17 protein-coding genes are annotated in these 17,844 nt (G+C 37.4%); 2 read left to right on the plus strand and 15 right to left on the minus strand.

The features are described 5' to 3' along the window. Positions 1-54 precede the first annotated feature (54 nt). The 6 genes from JNG87_RS06375 to JNG87_RS06400 form a co-directional block, all read right to left on the minus strand. Positions 55-1,365, minus strand: coding sequence for a T9SS type A sorting domain-containing protein (locus JNG87_RS06375; RefSeq protein WP_202842576.1), 1,311 nt, complete (start codon positions 1,363-1,365; stop codon positions 55-57). Between the two features lie 241 nt (positions 1,366-1,606). Beyond that, positions 1,607-2,782: an acetyl-CoA C-acyltransferase gene (locus JNG87_RS06380; protein ID WP_202842578.1), complete on the minus strand. Its 1,176-nt coding sequence runs from the start codon at positions 2,780-2,782 to the stop codon at positions 1,607-1,609. A 155-nt stretch (positions 2,783-2,937) separates the two neighbouring features. Beyond that, entirely contained in the window at positions 2,938-3,438 is a 501-nt protein-coding gene (locus JNG87_RS06385; protein ID WP_202842580.1) for an endonuclease V, read from the minus strand. 2 nt (positions 3,439-3,440) lie between these two features. Beyond that, positions 3,441-3,809 carry a glyoxalase gene (locus tag JNG87_RS06390; RefSeq protein ID WP_062670171.1) on the minus strand — a complete coding sequence of 123 codons (369 nt, stop codon included), beginning with the start codon at positions 3,807-3,809 and terminating at the stop codon, positions 3,441-3,443. Continuing rightward, complete coding sequence (locus tag JNG87_RS06395; protein WP_202842582.1) at positions 3,806-4,255, minus strand: GNAT family N-acetyltransferase; 450 nt, start codon at positions 4,253-4,255, stop codon at positions 3,806-3,808. Before JNG87_RS06395 ends, JNG87_RS06390 begins: the two co-directional genes overlap by 4 nt. A gap of 89 nt (positions 4,256-4,344) precedes the next feature. After that, the gene (locus JNG87_RS06400) at positions 4,345-5,385 is read right to left on the minus strand and encodes a M28 family metallopeptidase (RefSeq protein ID WP_202842584.1); all 1,041 of its coding nucleotides are present in this window, start codon (positions 5,383-5,385) and stop codon (positions 4,345-4,347) included. 160 nt (positions 5,386-5,545) lie between these two features. Here JNG87_RS06400 and JNG87_RS06405 point away from each other — a divergent pair, with 160 nt between their 5' ends. Further along, a complete protein-coding gene (locus tag JNG87_RS06405) occupies positions 5,546-6,685 on the plus strand; it encodes an aminotransferase class I/II-fold pyridoxal phosphate-dependent enzyme (protein WP_202842589.1) in 1,140 nt (379 codons plus the stop codon). Between the two features lie 127 nt (positions 6,686-6,812). Here JNG87_RS06405 and JNG87_RS06410 read toward each other — a convergent pair whose 3' ends face one another. Next, on the minus strand, positions 6,813-9,545 hold the full coding sequence (locus tag JNG87_RS06410) for a sodium-translocating pyrophosphatase (protein WP_202842591.1): 2,733 nt from the start codon (positions 9,543-9,545) through the stop codon (positions 6,813-6,815). 135 nt (positions 9,546-9,680) lie between these two features. On the opposite strand from JNG87_RS06410, the gene JNG87_RS06415 reads away from it, so the two are divergent. Next, a complete protein-coding gene (locus tag JNG87_RS06415; protein WP_202842592.1) occupies positions 9,681-11,402 on the plus strand; it encodes an amidohydrolase in 1,722 nt (573 codons plus the stop codon). An 82-nt stretch (positions 11,403-11,484) separates the two neighbouring features. On the opposite strand, the gene JNG87_RS06420 is transcribed toward JNG87_RS06415, so the two are convergent. From JNG87_RS06420 to JNG87_RS06455, 8 genes are all read right to left on the minus strand, one after another. Next, entirely contained in the window at positions 11,485-12,096 is a 612-nt protein-coding gene (locus tag JNG87_RS06420) for an inorganic pyrophosphatase (RefSeq protein WP_047495607.1), read from the minus strand. A 17-nt stretch (positions 12,097-12,113) separates the two neighbouring features. Continuing rightward, positions 12,114-12,626, minus strand: a complete 513-nt coding sequence (locus JNG87_RS06425) for a hypothetical protein (protein ID WP_137903997.1) — start codon at positions 12,624-12,626, stop codon at positions 12,114-12,116. 24 nt (positions 12,627-12,650) lie between these two features. Continuing rightward, positions 12,651-13,826, minus strand: coding sequence for a hypothetical protein (locus JNG87_RS06430; RefSeq protein ID WP_202842594.1), 1,176 nt, complete (start codon positions 13,824-13,826; stop codon positions 12,651-12,653). Positions 13,827-13,900: 74 nt separating this feature from the next. Further along, positions 13,901-14,833 carry a phytanoyl-CoA dioxygenase family protein gene (locus JNG87_RS06435; RefSeq protein WP_202842596.1) on the minus strand — a complete coding sequence of 311 codons (933 nt, stop codon included), beginning with the start codon at positions 14,831-14,833 and terminating at the stop codon, positions 13,901-13,903. Positions 14,834-14,906: 73 nt separating this feature from the next. Further along, entirely contained in the window at positions 14,907-15,821 is a 915-nt protein-coding gene (locus JNG87_RS06440) for a hypothetical protein (RefSeq protein ID WP_202842598.1), read from the minus strand. Continuing rightward, positions 15,818-16,495 carry a RadC family protein gene (gene radC, locus JNG87_RS06445; RefSeq protein WP_202842601.1) on the minus strand — a complete coding sequence of 226 codons (678 nt, stop codon included), beginning with the start codon at positions 16,493-16,495 and terminating at the stop codon, positions 15,818-15,820. The genes JNG87_RS06440 and radC overlap by 4 nt, the downstream gene beginning before the upstream one ends. A gap of 16 nt (positions 16,496-16,511) precedes the next feature. After that, positions 16,512-17,090 carry a murein L,D-transpeptidase catalytic domain-containing protein gene (locus tag JNG87_RS06450; RefSeq protein WP_202842603.1) on the minus strand — a complete coding sequence of 193 codons (579 nt, stop codon included), beginning with the start codon at positions 17,088-17,090 and terminating at the stop codon, positions 16,512-16,514. A 15-nt stretch (positions 17,091-17,105) separates the two neighbouring features. Next, entirely contained in the window at positions 17,106-17,774 is a 669-nt protein-coding gene (locus tag JNG87_RS06455; protein ID WP_002979895.1) for an ABC transporter ATP-binding protein, read from the minus strand. Between the last annotated feature and the right edge of the window lie 70 nt (positions 17,775-17,844).

Here is a 17,844-nt window from a genome sequence, read left to right on the forward strand (position 1 = left end):
ACCTGTCGATTAAAAAACAAAAATTGATATGGATATGATTTAGATATGATGTGTCTATTTTTTAATAATCTTTTCTGTGACTGTTTTCTGATTTTTTGTATGAATTTTGATCAGATAAGTTCCTGGAACAAAACGGTCCATTGAAATCGTCATCGAATTACCTTCCAGCATCTTTTGTCCGGACATGTTATAAATTTCATATTTCTCCAATCCTTCTTTCATCTTGATTGTTATAGAATTAGCGGTAGGATTTGGATATATGGCAACAAGAGTTGATGCCTCTTTGGAAACTTCAAGGGTTGAAAGACTCTCAGGCTGAATATTTATAGTATAATCTTCTGCCTGGCCGATAAACCAATCTGAAGGACACGGAAGATTCTTCAAAGCACCCATCCAGGAATTGGATTCATAGGCTTTTACCAGTCTGAAACGGGTTTCTCCCAACTGTGCTCCTGCCGGAATGGTGATATTTCCCGTTGTCACCCCGGACTGCTGGCCAGGAACCGGATTGGAATTATCCAGATAGCCCAGATTAAACTGCTCATCGGCATCAAACTGATTATTATGGTTAAAATCAATATAAGCATAAGCGGATACGGTGGTTTGGCCATGGGTACCGCCTGTAATATTTATTGGATAGCTATTTCCACGGTTCACATTGAAAACTGTTGCTGTGAAGTTTTCAAGCACATCGGAATTTCCATCCAATGCACTGTTTCTAACAACTCCGGCAAATTCTACCGTACTGATCTCACTCACGGTTGAACTTGTAATATTTTCAGTACCGCAATAAGGAGCCGGGAAACTCGCCGTATTTCCTATGATATTCACTGTATAATCTTCCGTCTGCCCTGCTCTTAAACTGCTGTCGCAAGCTGAGCTTATAGAATTAGCGGCTGCCGGATCGGAATAAGCCTGAACATTGGTATTTTTAAGAACCCTCATTCTTGTACTTCCGATGGCAGCATTGGCCGGGATTGCTATGGTATTATTTACTGTAAAAGCATTGGCCGGATTAGCAGCATCAAGTCTTCCGATATAAAAGCTTTCTCCTGCATCATCAAAATTTCCGTTCTGATTAAAGTCTATAAAAACAACTACATCGCTGGGAAATGTACTGGATGGCCCTTGCACGGATATCGGATAGGAATTTCCCAAGTGCAGGTCTGTAGATATTGCAGTAAAATTCTCATAAATTTGCACATTTGCAGATTGTACTGACGATGAATTATTAATCGTTCCGAAAGTCACATTACTGATCATGTTGCTGTCAGCTCCATACTGAAAGGTTGGCATACAATATTGCAGCTGCGCATTCGTCAGGGATGCAAGTACAATACCAGAAAGAGTAGTTATTTTTTTCATTTTCTTTGTTCAATTTCCTGAGACAAATTTATATTTATTTAGAATGAATAAAAATAAGAATGTAATGATATTTGTCAGTTTAATAAAAATAGAGCTTTAACCTTTCGTCTGTAATCATTGAATATTCTGTTTTACCAATGGATAATCAATCTGTTACCAACGCAAAAGATCCTTCTCAAATTTAACTTTAAGAAAGATCTTTTTTAATATAATAATTGGAATCTAAAGTATTTTATCCCTTTTAGCCTATACTTTCAATAAGAACGGCGGAAGCGCCTCCTCCTCCATTACAGATGGCGGCAATTCCATACTTTCCTTTTTCCTGGCGTAAAACATTCACTAAAGTGGTCATAATTCTTGCTCCTGAAGCACCGATCGGATGTCCCAATGCCACTGCTCCTCCGTATACATTTACCTTGCTGATATCATATCCTAGAATTTTCTGATTGGATAGAATTACTGAGGAATACGCTTCATTAATCTCGAAAAAGTCGATATCAGACAGGCTAAGACCGGTTTGTTTCAACAATTTCTGAATAGCGATGGAAGGTGAAGTGGTAAACCATTCCGGTGCCTGCGCGGCATCTGCATAGGCAATTATTTTTGCCAGTGGTTTTAAATTATGTTGCTCTATTGCTTCAGAGGACGCTAGTAAAAGGGCTGCAGCCCCATCATTCAGATTGCTGGAATTGGCTGCTGTGAGTGTTCCGTCGGCTTCAAATGCAGGTTTCAAAAGGGAAATTTTCTCTGGGATCAGTTTATCAATATCCTCGTCTTTACTAACGATTGTAGTTCCTTTTTTACTTTCAATCGATATTGGGATCAATTCGTTGCCAATCTTGTCGTTTTTTGCCGCTTCCTGAGCTCTCTGGTATGAGAGAAGGGCATAATCATCAAGTTCCTGTCTGGTAAGTCCATATTTTTTCACGCCTAATTCCGCTGCACTTCCCATGTGGAAATCATTGTAGACATCCCATAGCCCGTCTTTAATCAATCCATCAGTAAGATTCGTATCTCCCAGTTTTATTCCCCGGCGGATTTTGACATAATGCGGAACGTTGCTCATGCTTTCCATTCCTCCCGTCATAACAATATGATCCATTCCAAGCTGAATCTGCTGTGCACCTATCATCGCCGATTTCATTCCGGAAGCACAAACTTTGTTGATTGTTGTGGCGTCTTTATCTACAGGAATTCCGGCAAAAATAGCCGCCTGCCTTGCTGGTGACTGTCCCAATCCGGCGCTCAGCACATTTCCCATATATACACTGTCTATATGTTCCGGAGCAAGTCCGATACTTTCGTAAGCATTCTGAATGGCCAAAGCCCCCAGCTGAGGCGCTGTAAATCCTGACAGACTTCCCATAAAACCACCAATCGGGGTTCGTTTTGCTGCTACTATAAATATTTCTTTCATAGATTTTATTTTTAAATATACCGACCGGTATATTATTATTTAAAAAAAATCCTTTTCATTTTTAAAAGGAAACTATAGCAAAGATAGTTAAAATATACCAATCGGTATATTATTAAATGATAAAAAATCTTACTTTCTGGGTAAGATTTTATTATTTATGCTCTGCTTAGCTGATCAAGTTTTTTTAATAATGTAGGAATCCTGTAAGCGCCATGCATTTGCTCTACTTTCGACTGAACTTCATCTACACTCATTCCTCTGGCAGTAACAAATAGCGGAGTCTTGCTTTCTCCACGAAATACGCTTCTCCGCTGGAAATCCGGCGTTGTAAATTCATTTTTTGCAATCCCAACTATAGGATACTTTTCTTCCAGTTCTTCATACAGATGACCACCCAGGCCAATTTTCCCGTGATCATCCAAAGTGACGTATCCATCCACAATAATGATATCTCCGGATTTTAATGTAATTTTCTTCAGTAGGCTTACAATACAGGGTAATTCTCTTTTATAGAAGGCTCCGCTTTCATATTCTGAACTCACAGGGGTTTGTTCTATAAACGTTTCCACTTCTTTTTCAGAGGTCCAGTCTTCAAATGCAATACAAACGGTATTGGCATAATCCTCATAATAATAGGTATCAAATGCGTAAATCATATTTATTTCTTAAAAAACTCACCGAAGTGCCACAATATTCCTGAAGGATCATGTACAAAGCACTCTTTCCCCCAATCCATTGTTCTTACAGGAGTAAGCCTCACATTTTCATATTTTTCTGTAAGCTCCAGAGACAAGAGTTCTTTCCAGAATTCATCTGTATTGGCAACTTCCATAAAGATCATGGTATTATCCACCCAGTCTTTTGCATAATAATCCTGGAGATAAAAACCGATTTCTTCTCTTGTAAATAAAGACAATTTAGATTCCAGAACTACTTCTTGAAATCCCATATCTCTGTAAAAATTTCTGCTGATCTCAAAGTTTTGCGCTCCGATAAAAGGTCTGATGGATTTCAGTTTTGGTGTCATAATTTTTTATTTTTCCAGTTTTCAGAACTCATTTGAAACTTGATTTCTCCTTTTCCATGGGGTCCAGCTTCCTTCCATCCAGATTTTCTGTAAAAGATTTCAGCCCTTGTTCCAGGTGAAGTACCCAGCCATACGGAATCTTTATTTTGTTCAAAATACCAGTCCAGCATAATATCATGGAGTTTCCTGCCTATTCCAAGGTTTTCAAAATCCGGATGCACAAAGAGTGCCCAGATATTGTTTTCTTTCAGATCTGCAATGGAAAAACCAACGATCTGATCTTTCATCTCACAAACCCAACCTTTTCCTCTTTGGAATAGAAATTCCTCACAATCTTTATCGGTAACCAATCCAGGATCTGACAGCGTGTTTTCTTTCACGGAGTTTCTCACAATCTGTATTTGTGGGATATCTTCTGGCTTTGCTTCCCGGATTATTGTTTTCATGGTAATGTTTTTGCTGGCAGTTTACAGGAATGATATTTTTTTAACCTTATCAAGGTTTAAAAAAATATCATTCCAATTAAAATTAATAATTATTTTCTGTCAACCACAATTCTTTCTTCTCTGTTGGCAATATCCCATGCAGTGGTAAAAATAAGCTGGGTTCTTTTCTCCAGCAACTGATAATCAATTTTTTCAGGATCATCACCTGGTTTGTGATAATCTTCATGAATACCGTCAAAGAAAAATGCTACAGGAATATTATGCTTGGCAAAATTATAGTGGTCCGAACGGTAATACAATTGTTCAGGGTCATTCAAGTCATCGTATTTGTAATTCAGTTCCAGGTTGTTGGTTCTTTTGTTCGCCGCTTCGTTGATTACTTTAAGTTGGGAGCTCAACATTTCAGAACCAATCACATAGACATATTGCTTACCTCTGTTGGCAGGATCATCACGTCCGATCATATCAATATTAAGGTCAACAACGGTATTGGCTAATGGAAAAACAGGGTTTTCGGAATAATATTCTGAACCGAAAAGTCCATGTTCTTCTCCTGTAACATGGAGAAACAGGATTGATCTTTTAGGCCCTTTTCCTGCTTTTTTAGCTTGCTGAAATGCTTTGGCTATTTCCATTACAGCAACGGTTCCGCTTCCGTCATCATCTGCTCCGTTGTATACCACTCCATTTTTTGTACCTACATGGTCATAATGTGCTGAAACCACTACAATCTCGTCCGGCTTTTCACTTCCTTCAATAAACGCTAAAATATTTTCAGAATCAGGAAGATTGCCACCACCTCTTTTCTTCATGAATTCAGACGGCACTTTCTGATAGTAAGATCCTAATGCTTTAGGAGCTGCAATACCCAGATTTTTGTAATAATTAATCATATACTCACCCGCTTTTTTCTGCCCCTTGCTTCCGGTATCGCGCCCTTCCATATCATCTGCTGCAATAACGTACAGGTTTTTCTTTAAATCCTCTGCATTAATCTCTTTATAGGCATTGTTAAATGCTTTGTTATGTTTTGTTGAAACAGAATGTGGCGCGCTTCCGTCAGCTATTTTTGCCGTTCCGCAACTGGTTACTACCGCCATGGCCAATAACGGGATAAGTATTTTTTTCATAAAGAATAAATTTCTTAAAAATAACAATTTTTATTGAATCCCCGCATTGATAATCAACAGGACAAAATAATATGCAGTTCATTACAAATCTACCAACACATAGGCCTAAGTATAATTTTGATATTAAAATTTTATTATATTTGATAAAAATACAAAATAAGTGAAAGAAATTTACGGATTTACTCATTATTCCTTTTTTACGGAAATGTCCGAGCTGGCAGCCAGGCACGGAAGCTTTGATCTTTCTCTGGGACTTCCCGATTTTGATATTGATGAACGCCTGAAAGTATTTTTAAAGGAAGCTGCTGAGCACAACACGCATCACTATGAACCTCTTGCAGGCAATCCTCTGCTGATGGAGAGCATTATCAGATTCAATGCAAAACGAATTCATCAAATAACGGTTACCACAAAGGAAATCACGATTGTACCCTGTGCAACCTTTGCTTTATATACTGCACTTAAATCAATTCTGAATCAAGGTAATGAAGTTATCATTATTCAACCTTCATACTACACTTATGGGCCAGCTGTTGTTATGAATGGAGGAATTCCTGTTTATTATGATCTTGATGGTGATTTTACCATAGATTGGGATCTGTTTAAAGACTGTATTACTGAAAAGACAAGAGCAGTCATTGTCAACTCTCCCCAGAATCCAACCGGAAAAATATGGAAAAAAGAAGACTGGAATCAGCTCTATGAACTGATCAAAGACCGTGATATTTATTTGATTTCAGAAGAAATATATGATACTTATTGTTATGATGAAACTGAACATTACAGTTCTTTCATCCATCCTGAACTCAGGAAAAAGACTTTCTGTATTTTTTCTTTTGGTAAAATGTTTCATACTTCGGGATGGAAAGTGAGTTATATGCTTGCTTCAGAAGTTTTAACAACAAGATTTCAATGTCATCAACAGTATATTTCTTACAGTGCCAATGCTCCTGCACAATATGCTATCGCAAAATATCTCGACGTATTTGATCCGGATCTCAATAAAAAACTCATGCAGAAAAAAAGAGATATTTTTAATGAAATGATTAAAGAAACACCGCTTCAGATCGAACAACAAGCGGAAGGAAGTGTTTTTCAGGTTGTTAATTTCAGGACTATTTCTAAAAGCATGACAGATGTAGAGTTTTCAAAATGGCTTACCATTGATAAGAAGGTTTCCTGTCTTCCACTTTCTGCATTTTATAATTCAAGGGAGAATTCTGATTATGTCAGGTTTAGTTTTGCTAAAAAAGATGAATTGATTATTCAGGCTTTGGAGCATTTGAAAAGAAGTCTTTAATTTTTCTGGATTTGCTTTTCCCAAAGATCACACAGATTTTCACAGATGATGGTGGATATTTTTAGACTGTATTTATAATACAAAAGCACCGCCATAGCGATGCTTTTGTACTATTTTCACATTTATTTTAAAGAGCCAATACTCTTACATCAATTCTTCTGTTTTTTGCTTTGCATTCATCAGTATCATTAGCTTCACAAACAGGATGCTGTGAACCATATCCTTCTGCTTCTATTCTGTCTCCGGAAATACCTAGTTCGAGCAGTTTAAGTTTGGCTGTCTGCGCTCTCAGATTGGATAATTTAAGGTTACTGTCCTCGTTACCACTGTTGTCTGTATATCCGCCCAATTTTATTTTCAGATCAGGATAAGCATTTAAAATTTCCGCCAGTGTATTAAGCTGAAGCGCGGATTCTGCTTTCAGATCGCTGGAACCTGTTTCAAAATAAAGGTTTTCAATGGTGTACCATTTATTGGGATCTAAAGCCGATTTATCTTTTTGTTTCACCACATTATAAAGCTGGTAAAGCTGGCTTCCATCCCCTATGGCAATTGTTTTACCTCCATTCAGTTTTATTTTCTGGATATTTCCTGTTTCATACACAAAGTCCCCGTTTTCGTTAAGATATCCCTTAATTTCTCCGGGAACAGCAGTAATGATCGGAGTCTCGCCACTTGCAGCTGTTGTCATACCGGAAACTCCTGTAAGGCTTTCAATTTTTGCTTTTCTGTTAGCTTCAATTTTATCTTTATGCAAAACAGCCAAAGTAGGTGCAATCACCAGAGAAACGATTGACATTAATTTGATCAGGATGTTCATCGAAGGTCCTGATGTATCTTTAAACGGATCTCCCACCGTATCACCTGTTACAGATGCTTTGTGTGGTTCTGAACCTTTATAATACGTCTGTCCATTAATATCAACTCCTTTTTCGAAGGATTTTTTCGCATTGTCCCACGCGCCTCCTGCGTTATTCTGAAACATTCCCATTAAGACACCACATACTGTAGCTCCCGCCAGGAATCCTCCTAATACTTCAGGTCCGAAAATAAAACCGATTAATAAAGGAGAAACGATAGCAATCGCACCAGGCAGCATCATTTTTCTGATGGACGCATCGGTAGAAATGGCTACACATTTTTCATATTCCGGTTGCGCTTTCCCTTCCAGAATTCCCGGAATTTCACGGAATTGTCTTCTTACTTCTTCTACCATTGCCATAGCAGCCTGTCCTACTGCGGTAATCGCCAATGAGGAGAAGATAAACGGAATCATCCCACCTACAAAAAGTCCGGCAAGAACATCTGCTCTGTAAATATCAATACCATCAATTCCTGCAATTCCTACAAAAGCAGCAAATAAGGCCAATGCTGTTAAAGCAGCTGAAGCAATGGCAAATCCTTTTCCTGTAGCAGCCGTTGTATTTCCTACGGCATCCAGAATATCTGTTTTTTCACGTACTTCTTTGGGAAGTTCACTCATCTCAGCAATACCTCCGGCATTATCTGCGATAGGTCCAAAAGCATCAATAGCAAGCTGCATGGCTGTGGTAGCCATCATTCCAGCTGCGGCAATTGCCACTCCATAAAGCCCGGCACACAGATAAGAACCATAAATTCCTCCCGCCAATACAATAATAGGAAGCAAAGTAGATTCCATTCCCACGGAAAGCCCACCGATAATATTGGTTGCATGCCCTGTAGAAGATTGTCTCACAATACTGGAAACGGGTCTTTTCCCCATGGCAGTGTAATATTCTGTAATAATGCTCATTAAAGTTCCCACTACCAGACCTACCATGATAGCTCCGAATACACCCATTTTCGTAAACTCATGACCTCTGAGAACCATTTTTTCAGGAAGGATATACGTTACCAGGAAATAGGAAGCAATAGCCGTAATCACAATACTTCCCCAGTTTCCAAGATTTAATGCATTTTGTACGCTGGAAGTGGATGCCCCTTCATTGTCATTAATTTTCACAAATAAAGTTCCGATCATTGAAAATATAATTCCTGTTCCTGCAATCAGCATCGGCAAAAGAATCGGGGCAAAACCTCCGAAAGCATCATCAGAAACAGTTTCTCTACCTAATACCATTGTGGCAAGAACTGTCGCCACATACGATCCAAAGAGGTCTGCACCCATTCCTGCAACATCTCCTACATTGTCTCCAACGTTATCTGCAATGGTAGCCGGGTTTCGGGGATCGTCTTCGGGAATTCCGGCCTCCACTTTTCCCACAAGGTCAGCACCTACGTCTGCCGCTTTTGTATAAATACCGCCTCCTACTCTTGCAAAAAGGGCGATAGATTCAGCACCAAGAGAAAATCCGGTGAGAATTTCAATGGTTCTTTCCATTTCGTGGGAATCTACGGTAGCTTCAGGGGCAAAAATCTGCTTAATGATCAGAAATAAAGCACCTAATCCTAAAACAGCAAGACCAGCGACTCCCATTCCCATCACAGAACCTCCGGTAAAAGATACTTTAAGGGCTTTTGACAGTGAAGTTCTTGCCGCTTCAGCTGTTCTGACATTAGCTTTGGTAGCGATTTTCATTCCGATAAAACCTGCACATGCTGAGAAAATAGCACCTACTACAAAGGCAATTCCTATACTCCAGTGTGAATTTGCATTACTTGATCCCATCACTGCCAGTAAAATGGCAACGACTACAACAAAGTACGTTAAGATTTTGTATTCAGCCTTTAGAAAAGCCATTGCACCATCTGCAATGTGGCCGCTGATTGTTTTCATTTTTTCATTTCCGGCATTCTGTTTATTGACCCAGTTGCTCTGAAGAAATGTATAAAGCAAAGCTATGACACCAAAAATTGGCACTAACACAAATAGATCCATAGTTTATTATTTTATATTAAAAAATTGAGATTAGTCTTATAAATATAATGAAATTATAAACACGTAATAAAATTCACTAATAATAATCTATTATTTTGTAAATTTGTTTCTCACTACAATTTGAATTAATTATTTATGAAAAGGATTTTATATACTCTTTTTTTATCTGTAAGCATAAGCAGTTGCCACAATAAGATACCTAAAGAAAAAGCTGAAATTCTCTATTTCGGAGGTCCTATTATAACAATGGAGGATTCTTCTCCTCAAGTTGAAGCAGTAGCAGTTAAAGATGGGAAAATACTTTTTGCCGGAACAAGACCGGAGGCAGAGCATTTCTCGGAACCTGCCACCAAAATGATTAATTTAAATGGAAAAACTCTTCTTCCCGGTTTTATAGATGTTCATGGGCATCTTACTTCAAGAGCCGGGATCATGGATGCTGTAGATCTTTCTCCCGAACCCTATGGCACGGTGAATTCAATCAAAGATTTGCAGAATACAATTAAAAACTATATCAAAAACAATAAAATTAACGGTCAGCAGCCCATTATCGGAAATGGGTATGATGATGCGATTATGGCAGAACACCGTCATCCTACAAAAACAGAACTTGATGCCATCAGCAAAACCAATCCTATTATTGTTATTCATGCTTCGGGCCATGCCAGCGTGGCAAACAGCGCCATGCTGCAATTGCTGGGAATAACAGAAGCATCAAAAGATCCTGAAGGAGGACACATTGGCAGGGACAAAAAAACAGGAAAACTGAACGGAAAACTAGAAGAGAATGCCAGTTTCACTGCTTTATTGACCTTAACGGAAAAAATGAATACAGGCAAAGATCCTCAGGCTCACGCCATGGAAAACCTGATGAAGGCTCAGGATGAATGGCTCAGCTATGGACAGACTACCATTTGTGATGGGAGAACAATGGGCGAAAGTGTTGCTCTGTTAGAAAAGGCAGCATCTCAACATCTTTTTAAAGCTGATGTTGTATACTTTCCCGATTATGAATATTTCAAAAAGGATTTCAACAGTTTCAGACCAAAATATATGAAATATGAAAACCGCTTGAAACTGGCCGGGTTCAAATTTTCTGATGACGGTTCTCCACAAGGTAAAACGGCCTGGCTCACTCAGCCTTATTTAGTTCCACCTGAAGGTCAATCTACAGATTACAAAGGATTTCCCATCTTTACGGATGAAACGTTATATAACGACCTGAAAACACTTTTCCAGAATCATATAACCGCACAGCTTCATGTGAATGGAGATGCTGCAATAGATCAGGCTATACGGGTTATTAAAAGGTTAAAAGATGAAAATATTTACCATCCGGAATTGCGGGCAACCTTAATTCATGTACAAAACAGCCGCCCGGATCACATTCAAAAAATAAAAGAATTGGGGGTAATTCCTTCTTACTTTTCTACTCATGCGTATTTATGGGGAGACTGGCATTATTCAAGTGTTTTCGGCCCTGAAAGAGCTTCTTTTATAAGCCCGGCAAATTCAGCATTAAAAGCAGGAATTATTTTTACCATTCATCATGACGCTCCGGTTACACCACCCGATCTGATTACCGCAGTTTATGCAGCAGTGAATAGAAAGACGCGTTCGGGAATGATCTTAGGACCTAATGAAAGAATCACTCCCATGGAAGCTTTAAAAGCGATTACCATTAACGGAGCCTATCAGTTGCAGGAAGAAAATAAAAAAGGTTCTATTAAAGCAGGTAAAATGGCTGACTTTGTTATTCTTGATCAGAATCCTTTAACGATAAGCCCTGAAAATCTCAGAAATATTAAGGTGCTTGAAACGATAAAAGAAGGAAATTCCGTATACAAAAGAAACTGAATTTATTGATATCATAAAATATTCACAAAGAAAAAGCAGATGAATTTTCATCTGCTTTTTTGTATGCGTTGGGAAGAAAATCTTATCCTCCGAATTTTTCTGCGTAATCAGCCTGAGAAGCTTTGATCACTTTTCTTGCGTGCTCAGCTCCGTAAACTTCCTGGATTCTGCATTTTGCAGGCTCATCCGGTAAGTTTTTATAGGTAAGGAAGTAGTGCATTAATCTTTTTACTTCTGCTTCCGGTAATTCAGAAATATCTCTGAAGTGTCCGAAAGCGTGGTCATTGATCATTACAGCAACAATTTTATCATCCGCTTCACCACCGTCGATCATTTTGAAACCACCGATTGGAATAGCTTCCATCAATAAACCTCCTGCATGGATGTTGTGAGAACTTAAAACACAGATATCAAGCGGGTCATGATCTCCCATCGTTACATCATCAGCTCCAGCCTCTATAGCAAGTTTCATTACTTCATTGTGGCAGTAAGTTCTAGGAACAAAACCATATAAAGCAGGGATAATGTTAGAGAATTTCTGCGGCCTGTCTACCTTTAAATATCCTGTTTCTTTATCTACTTCATATTTAATAGTATCTGAAGGAACAATTTCCACAAATACGTTTACAACATTTGGCGCATCTTCTCCTGCAGAAATTCCGTGCCATGGATGTGCTTTAAAATTTGGAATCATTATTTATCTGTTAATTTTTAAGTTATTATTAAAATTTCTTTTCTTAAATCTTCAATGGTTTCAGCAATATAGTCGTTGCCTTCCATATAGTTCATGATGAAAATCGTTTTGAATTCATCCAGCTGAACTTCTCCTTTTAACCCGTCATAAGTTTTATGAAGCAGTTCTATAATTGCATTTTTTGAGTCTACGATATTCTTCCAGGAGTTTTTTGTAATGTATAACTGCTGTGAAGAGTTGTATTCAAATTCTTCATTGATCGCCTTTTCAGTCAGGAAAATAAACTCATGAACAGCCAGTCCCCTGTCGAACCTCTGTATAAGGTTTGATGGTTTCATTCTGTCCAGAAACAAGGTCATTCTTTCATAGGAATGTGCTTTGTTCTCTGAATTGGATTTCACACTAAGTAATTTGATTTCCTGGTTCTTAAGAGTAATATATGAGTGTACAAATTGTCTGAGCAAAACCAGAAAAGGAATTGCAATAATCAATGCAAATGCATAGGGTAAATATCCTGATAGACTCGTCATAATTTTAGACTGCAAAATTACTAATTATTTTCCGTCTTCTAAAGAGTTTTTAAAGATATCCACTTTAGAAATTTGTATATAGACCAATGCAAGGATAATTATAAGATAAAAGCCAAGCATCATCCTGTTTACCAGAGACGGAAAAACCAAAAATCTCAGCATGACAGTTGTGTAAATAACAGCGAAAAACAAGAGCTGAGCCTGGTTCTTTTTATTGTAAAATGAGAAACGATTGGCTAAAATGATTACAATAAAAATCAATAAGATTGGAAAGTAGGAAGAATTGAACTCTAACATTACATTACTTTTAATAAAGTGAATATAATCTTCAAAGGAAAACGGATCAGGCTGTGACACAGGATAAATCTGAACTTTGGTAAACTGATTCATAAAGAGTGCAGACCAAGAAACCTGATTAAAAGCCTGTATTAAAAAGAAGGAAAGAAATATATATCCGTATGCTACCAGTAATGAACCTGTTTTAATCTGAAAGTTATTTCTATAAAAATAAATAAGGGCGTACAGGAATGAATAGAATATAAAATATTCCGGCCTCGTAAGCACACACAGCATAGCCAATATGCTTGCGAAAAAGAAATTTTTTCTCACTAAAAATACATAAAAGCTCAAAAGAAGCAGCAAGCATGATAAGGAATCTGCTGAAACATGCCGGGCCGATTCCGGCAAAGGCTTGAACAGTGAAATTAAAACAGTAAGGATAAAGGCAAGAGGATAATTTCTCAGAATTTTTATCAAAAAGCTGAAAATCAGAACTAGAATCAAAGCATAAGAGATAACTGAAATCAAAGAGATGGAAGCAGAAGCACTGAAACCTAATTTGAATAATGACCAGCTTATAAAATTATAAAAAGGTTTCACCACAAAAAGCTGCAGCTCTTCTTCGTAGGCTTTGGGATTTTGCGAGATGATTTTATAGTAAGTGCTCTCCCCTTTTGCTACTTCCTCAGCCATTGGATTAACAGGACCAAGTCCCGCGAAATCAGGACTTTTTTCTCTCAGTTCGTCATATACCTTCTGATGAATTTCTTCAATTTTCATTTCAGGACATTCCGTTTTATAGATGAGTCCCATATAGGCTTCCATATCAGTATTGTAGTAATGATGGGTATACAGGTAGTATGACATCATGCATACATAGATTGAAAATATAAAAACAAGAATATTCTTCTTTTTTCCCATACACTGATATTAAGGATACAAATGTAAAAAAACTATCATTTAAAATGCCTAAAGAAAGTTTTTATGAAAGTTCCCTAAAGTTCAAACAGGGCGGGTCTTTGTGTTACTTCATGATAGCACACACTATTTTCATCAAAAAAATGATAGACAAGACTTTTCCTCGTTCTGTTCTTATCTGTGTGAGGTTCTCCGCCATGAAGAATATTGGCGTGCCAGATCAGTAGATCTCCTTTTTTGGCTTTAAAAATTTCTTTCTGTAAGCCTAATTCTTTTACTTTATCTTCCAGAAAGGTTTCATAGGCTCTGTAGCTTTTCTTTCCTATTTTCAGGGCTGTGCCTTCATTATCATAATCGGAATTCAGGAAATAAGGAAGCTTATGACTTTTAGGAATATAATGAAGCGCTCCGTTACTTTCGTCTACATCTTCCAGGGCAATCCATACTCCAAGCAGTCCTCCCAATGGATAAGTAGTCATGTGAATACTGTCAGAATGGGTTTTCTGCTGGCTGCCGTTGATGAAGTTGATACTTTGGAAAAGCTTGGATTTTCCGTCCAGTAAAACAGATAAAAAGTCTAACAGTTCTTGATCACTTCCAATATTTTTAATGATTTCTGAATGATGGATTGCAAACATCAGTTTTCCTCCGTAAATAAATTTCAAAGTCCCGTCCTTCATCAGTTTATCAATTTCAGTATTGATTTGATCTGCTGTTTCCGGACTAAGGAAATTTCTCAGAATCATATACCCATTCTCATCATACTGAAGAGCACTTTCTTTATTTTCTTCAGAAAGCTTCTTAAAAAAAGGGGTTTCCTTCAATTTTGTATAATCCAGTGTTCTTTCACTAGTTGGAAGATGAGCAAAATCTTTGCTTGAAATACTTGAAAAATAGTTCTTATTGATTCCGTATTTTTTATATAATGGAATATTATGCTTTAATTTATTCTTTTTAAACAAGTTATAAAGCATGTATGATAATTTGTACTGACGAATCTGTTGTAACATAACTGTTTTACTAAGGATTTTATAAAGTTACGGAATATTACTTAATTAGAACCAATCTAAACAATGCTTTTCATCATAAAAAAGACTTTCCTCTTAATATAAGATACCCTAACTTTTTGAAAAGGTTCTTTTTTGAATTCTCAATAATTCCGTAAGGCCTTAATTCCGGCCGGAATCCGCGGAAAAATTCCTCAATATTGGGGAGTTCTCCTCCTTCAAAATCAAATATATGAGTTTCAATATTCTCTTTAATGACATGATCAATCAATACGGATGCTCCTGATAATCTGACATAATTTTTATCATTAAAATTTCCTAAAAGCGCTACCATATCACAGTCCGTATAGGTAGCAATTACATTGATGATCTTATGCTGATAGTAAAATGCCGTAAATTTGAGGTAACCAAGATGATGAAAACTTTCAAATATCCTCATGAATTCTCCAAGATCATTTTCTTTGCTCAGCCCTATAGTATTCGCTTCAATAAAAGCTTTAGCTTTATCGTAAGTGATTGTTTTAATTTCTGATTCTTTTAAAACACCTTCATCTAACCGAAGTTTTCTTTTTCTTTTGGGTGAGTATCTCGAATATACTTTCTCATAAGCATCAGGATACAGTAAAAAATTTTTCTTGATTCTGATCTTTGTACGAAGCTGATTGACATCATTGAAAGGATATGCCCTGATCATATAGTTTTTTTCCAGATATTCCAGAAAAGCCTCATTAAGATCCACATCATCTTTAACGGAAAAAACACCAAGCTGCTGACAAAGCTTAGGGTTGTGCACGATTTTCATTCCATATTTTCTTACGAAAGGAACAGGCATTACTGCTTGGTAATCTTTATAAACAAGAATTTCCCAGGGCATTGTAGAAGTAGTATCTAAGAAATGCTTTGTAGCAGAATATTTTCTCTGCTCGGAATTTTCTAAACACTGAGCATATTTTACAAAGTCAATTTCATGGTATTTTAATCTTCTAATCATAACAATCCTGCGTCCGAGAAACTAAAATAAGCATCCTGCGTGACAATAATATGGTCTAAAAGCTGAATACTTAGTGTATTTCCTGCTTCTTTTATTTTCTGTGTGATATTGATGTCTTCCCGGCTTGGTTTTAAGCTTCCGGAAGGGTGATTGTGGGCAATGATAATGCCGGTTGAAAAATGATCCAGTGCGGCTTTATAAAGAGTTCTTACATCTACAATAGACTGGCTGATTCCTCCCTGGGTAAGCTGGGAAACATGAATCACTTTATTACTGTTGTTAAGGAAAATCGCCCAGAATTCTTCTGTTCTCAGGTCAGAGAGCTGGTTTCTGAGAATGACATAGGCATCGTGACTGTTTCCAATCACCGTTTTTTCAGGAATTTCCTGAACAGCTCTTCTTTTTCCGATCTCTAAAGCTGTAATGATTGAAATAGCTTTTGCAGCACCAATTCCTTTGAATTTCATCAGGTCTTTAACGGATAGCAAACTTAGCTGATGCCAGTTGTTATTGACAGAATTCAGAATTTTTCTTGCAAGCTCTACAGCATTCTCATCCCTGTTTCCACTTCCCATAATAATTGCCAACAGCTCAGAATCCGAAAGTGAGCTCTTGCCTTTCTGCAAAAACTTTTCTCTGGGTCTGTCATCTTCTGCAAGAAATTTTATAGCCATGGAAAGGAATTATAAGTTAATAGAATGCATATAAGATGATCGGCTTCTTCGACTGATCAATATATTTTGCCGTCTCTTTAAAAGCATTTACCGAAAGCATAGGACAGCCTAAACTTAAACATGCAGGATTCCGGGATTCAGTATCCGGAATACATCCGTACGAATGGAGAACAATGGCTCTCTGCATAGCATTACTGTTGGTAGAATCCAGACCTGCCAGCCGATACGCTTTACCAAATTTTCCTACATAGCTTTCTCCAATAGCATATTTTCCAAGGGATGACTGGTAAGATCCTTCAATATTACTGAATTTTAAAGCATCTGACTTTGGAGTCACTGAACCTGAACCATGGGAGACTATAGCCTGCTGTACGATTGTATTGTTTTTCAGGTTATAAATAAAATAGCGATACTTTCCTGAAGGGATTTTAAAGTTGATAAAAACAGCCAGTTCCTGATTGTATTCTTTTCCTTTAATATAATTTTTAATCTCCGAAATCCTTGCCTGAGGAATACCCAATGGATTCAACTGCTGGGAGTCAGCTTTTGAACAGGAAATTACTATTAAAAAAAGAAAAACAAAGTGTTTCATCATCCGGTTTTTATACTGCTATTCTATGATCATTCCATCTTTCATAACAAGCTTACGGTCTGTAATTTCTGCAAGATTAGGGTTATGGGTTACAATGACAAAAGTCTGGTTATATTTGTCTCTAAGATCAAAAAACAATCTGTGAAGATCGTCCGCATTCTTGGAATCAAGGTTACCTGTAGGCTCATCTGCAAAAATGATTTTCGGTGAATTGATTAAAGCCCTTGCCACCGCTACTCTTTGCGCTTCTCCACCAGAAAGTTGGTTGGGTTTATGATTCAGTCTTTGCTCTATCTTCAGATCTTCAAATAAAGCATAAGCCTTTTCGATAGCTTCTCTTTCGTTGGCTCCTGCTATTTTTGTCGGAAGCAATACGTTTTCCAACGCGGTAAACTCCGGAAGAAGCTGATGAAACTGAAATACGAAACCGATATTCTGATTTCTGAATTTTGAAAGCTGCTTATCATTCATATTGATAAATGATTCACCTGCTATTTCAATTTCAGTATCGTATTTCCCGGACTGGGTGGGATGATCCAGTGTTCCTAAAATCTGCAGCAGTGTAGATTTACCTGCTCCCGATTCTCCTACAATAGAAACCACTTCTCCTGTTTTGATATGAATATCAACTCCTTTCAGTACCTCTAAATTCCCATAAGATTTATGGATATTTCTTGCTTTAATCATGATTCAAAAATAGTGAATTGCCTGCAAATAAAAAACCGCTTTTTGAAGCGGTTTGTATTTTATTTTACTT

The organism is Chryseobacterium cucumeris, from assembly GCF_016775705.1.
GTDB lineage: Bacteria > Bacteroidota > Bacteroidia > Flavobacteriales > Weeksellaceae > Chryseobacterium > Chryseobacterium cupriresistens.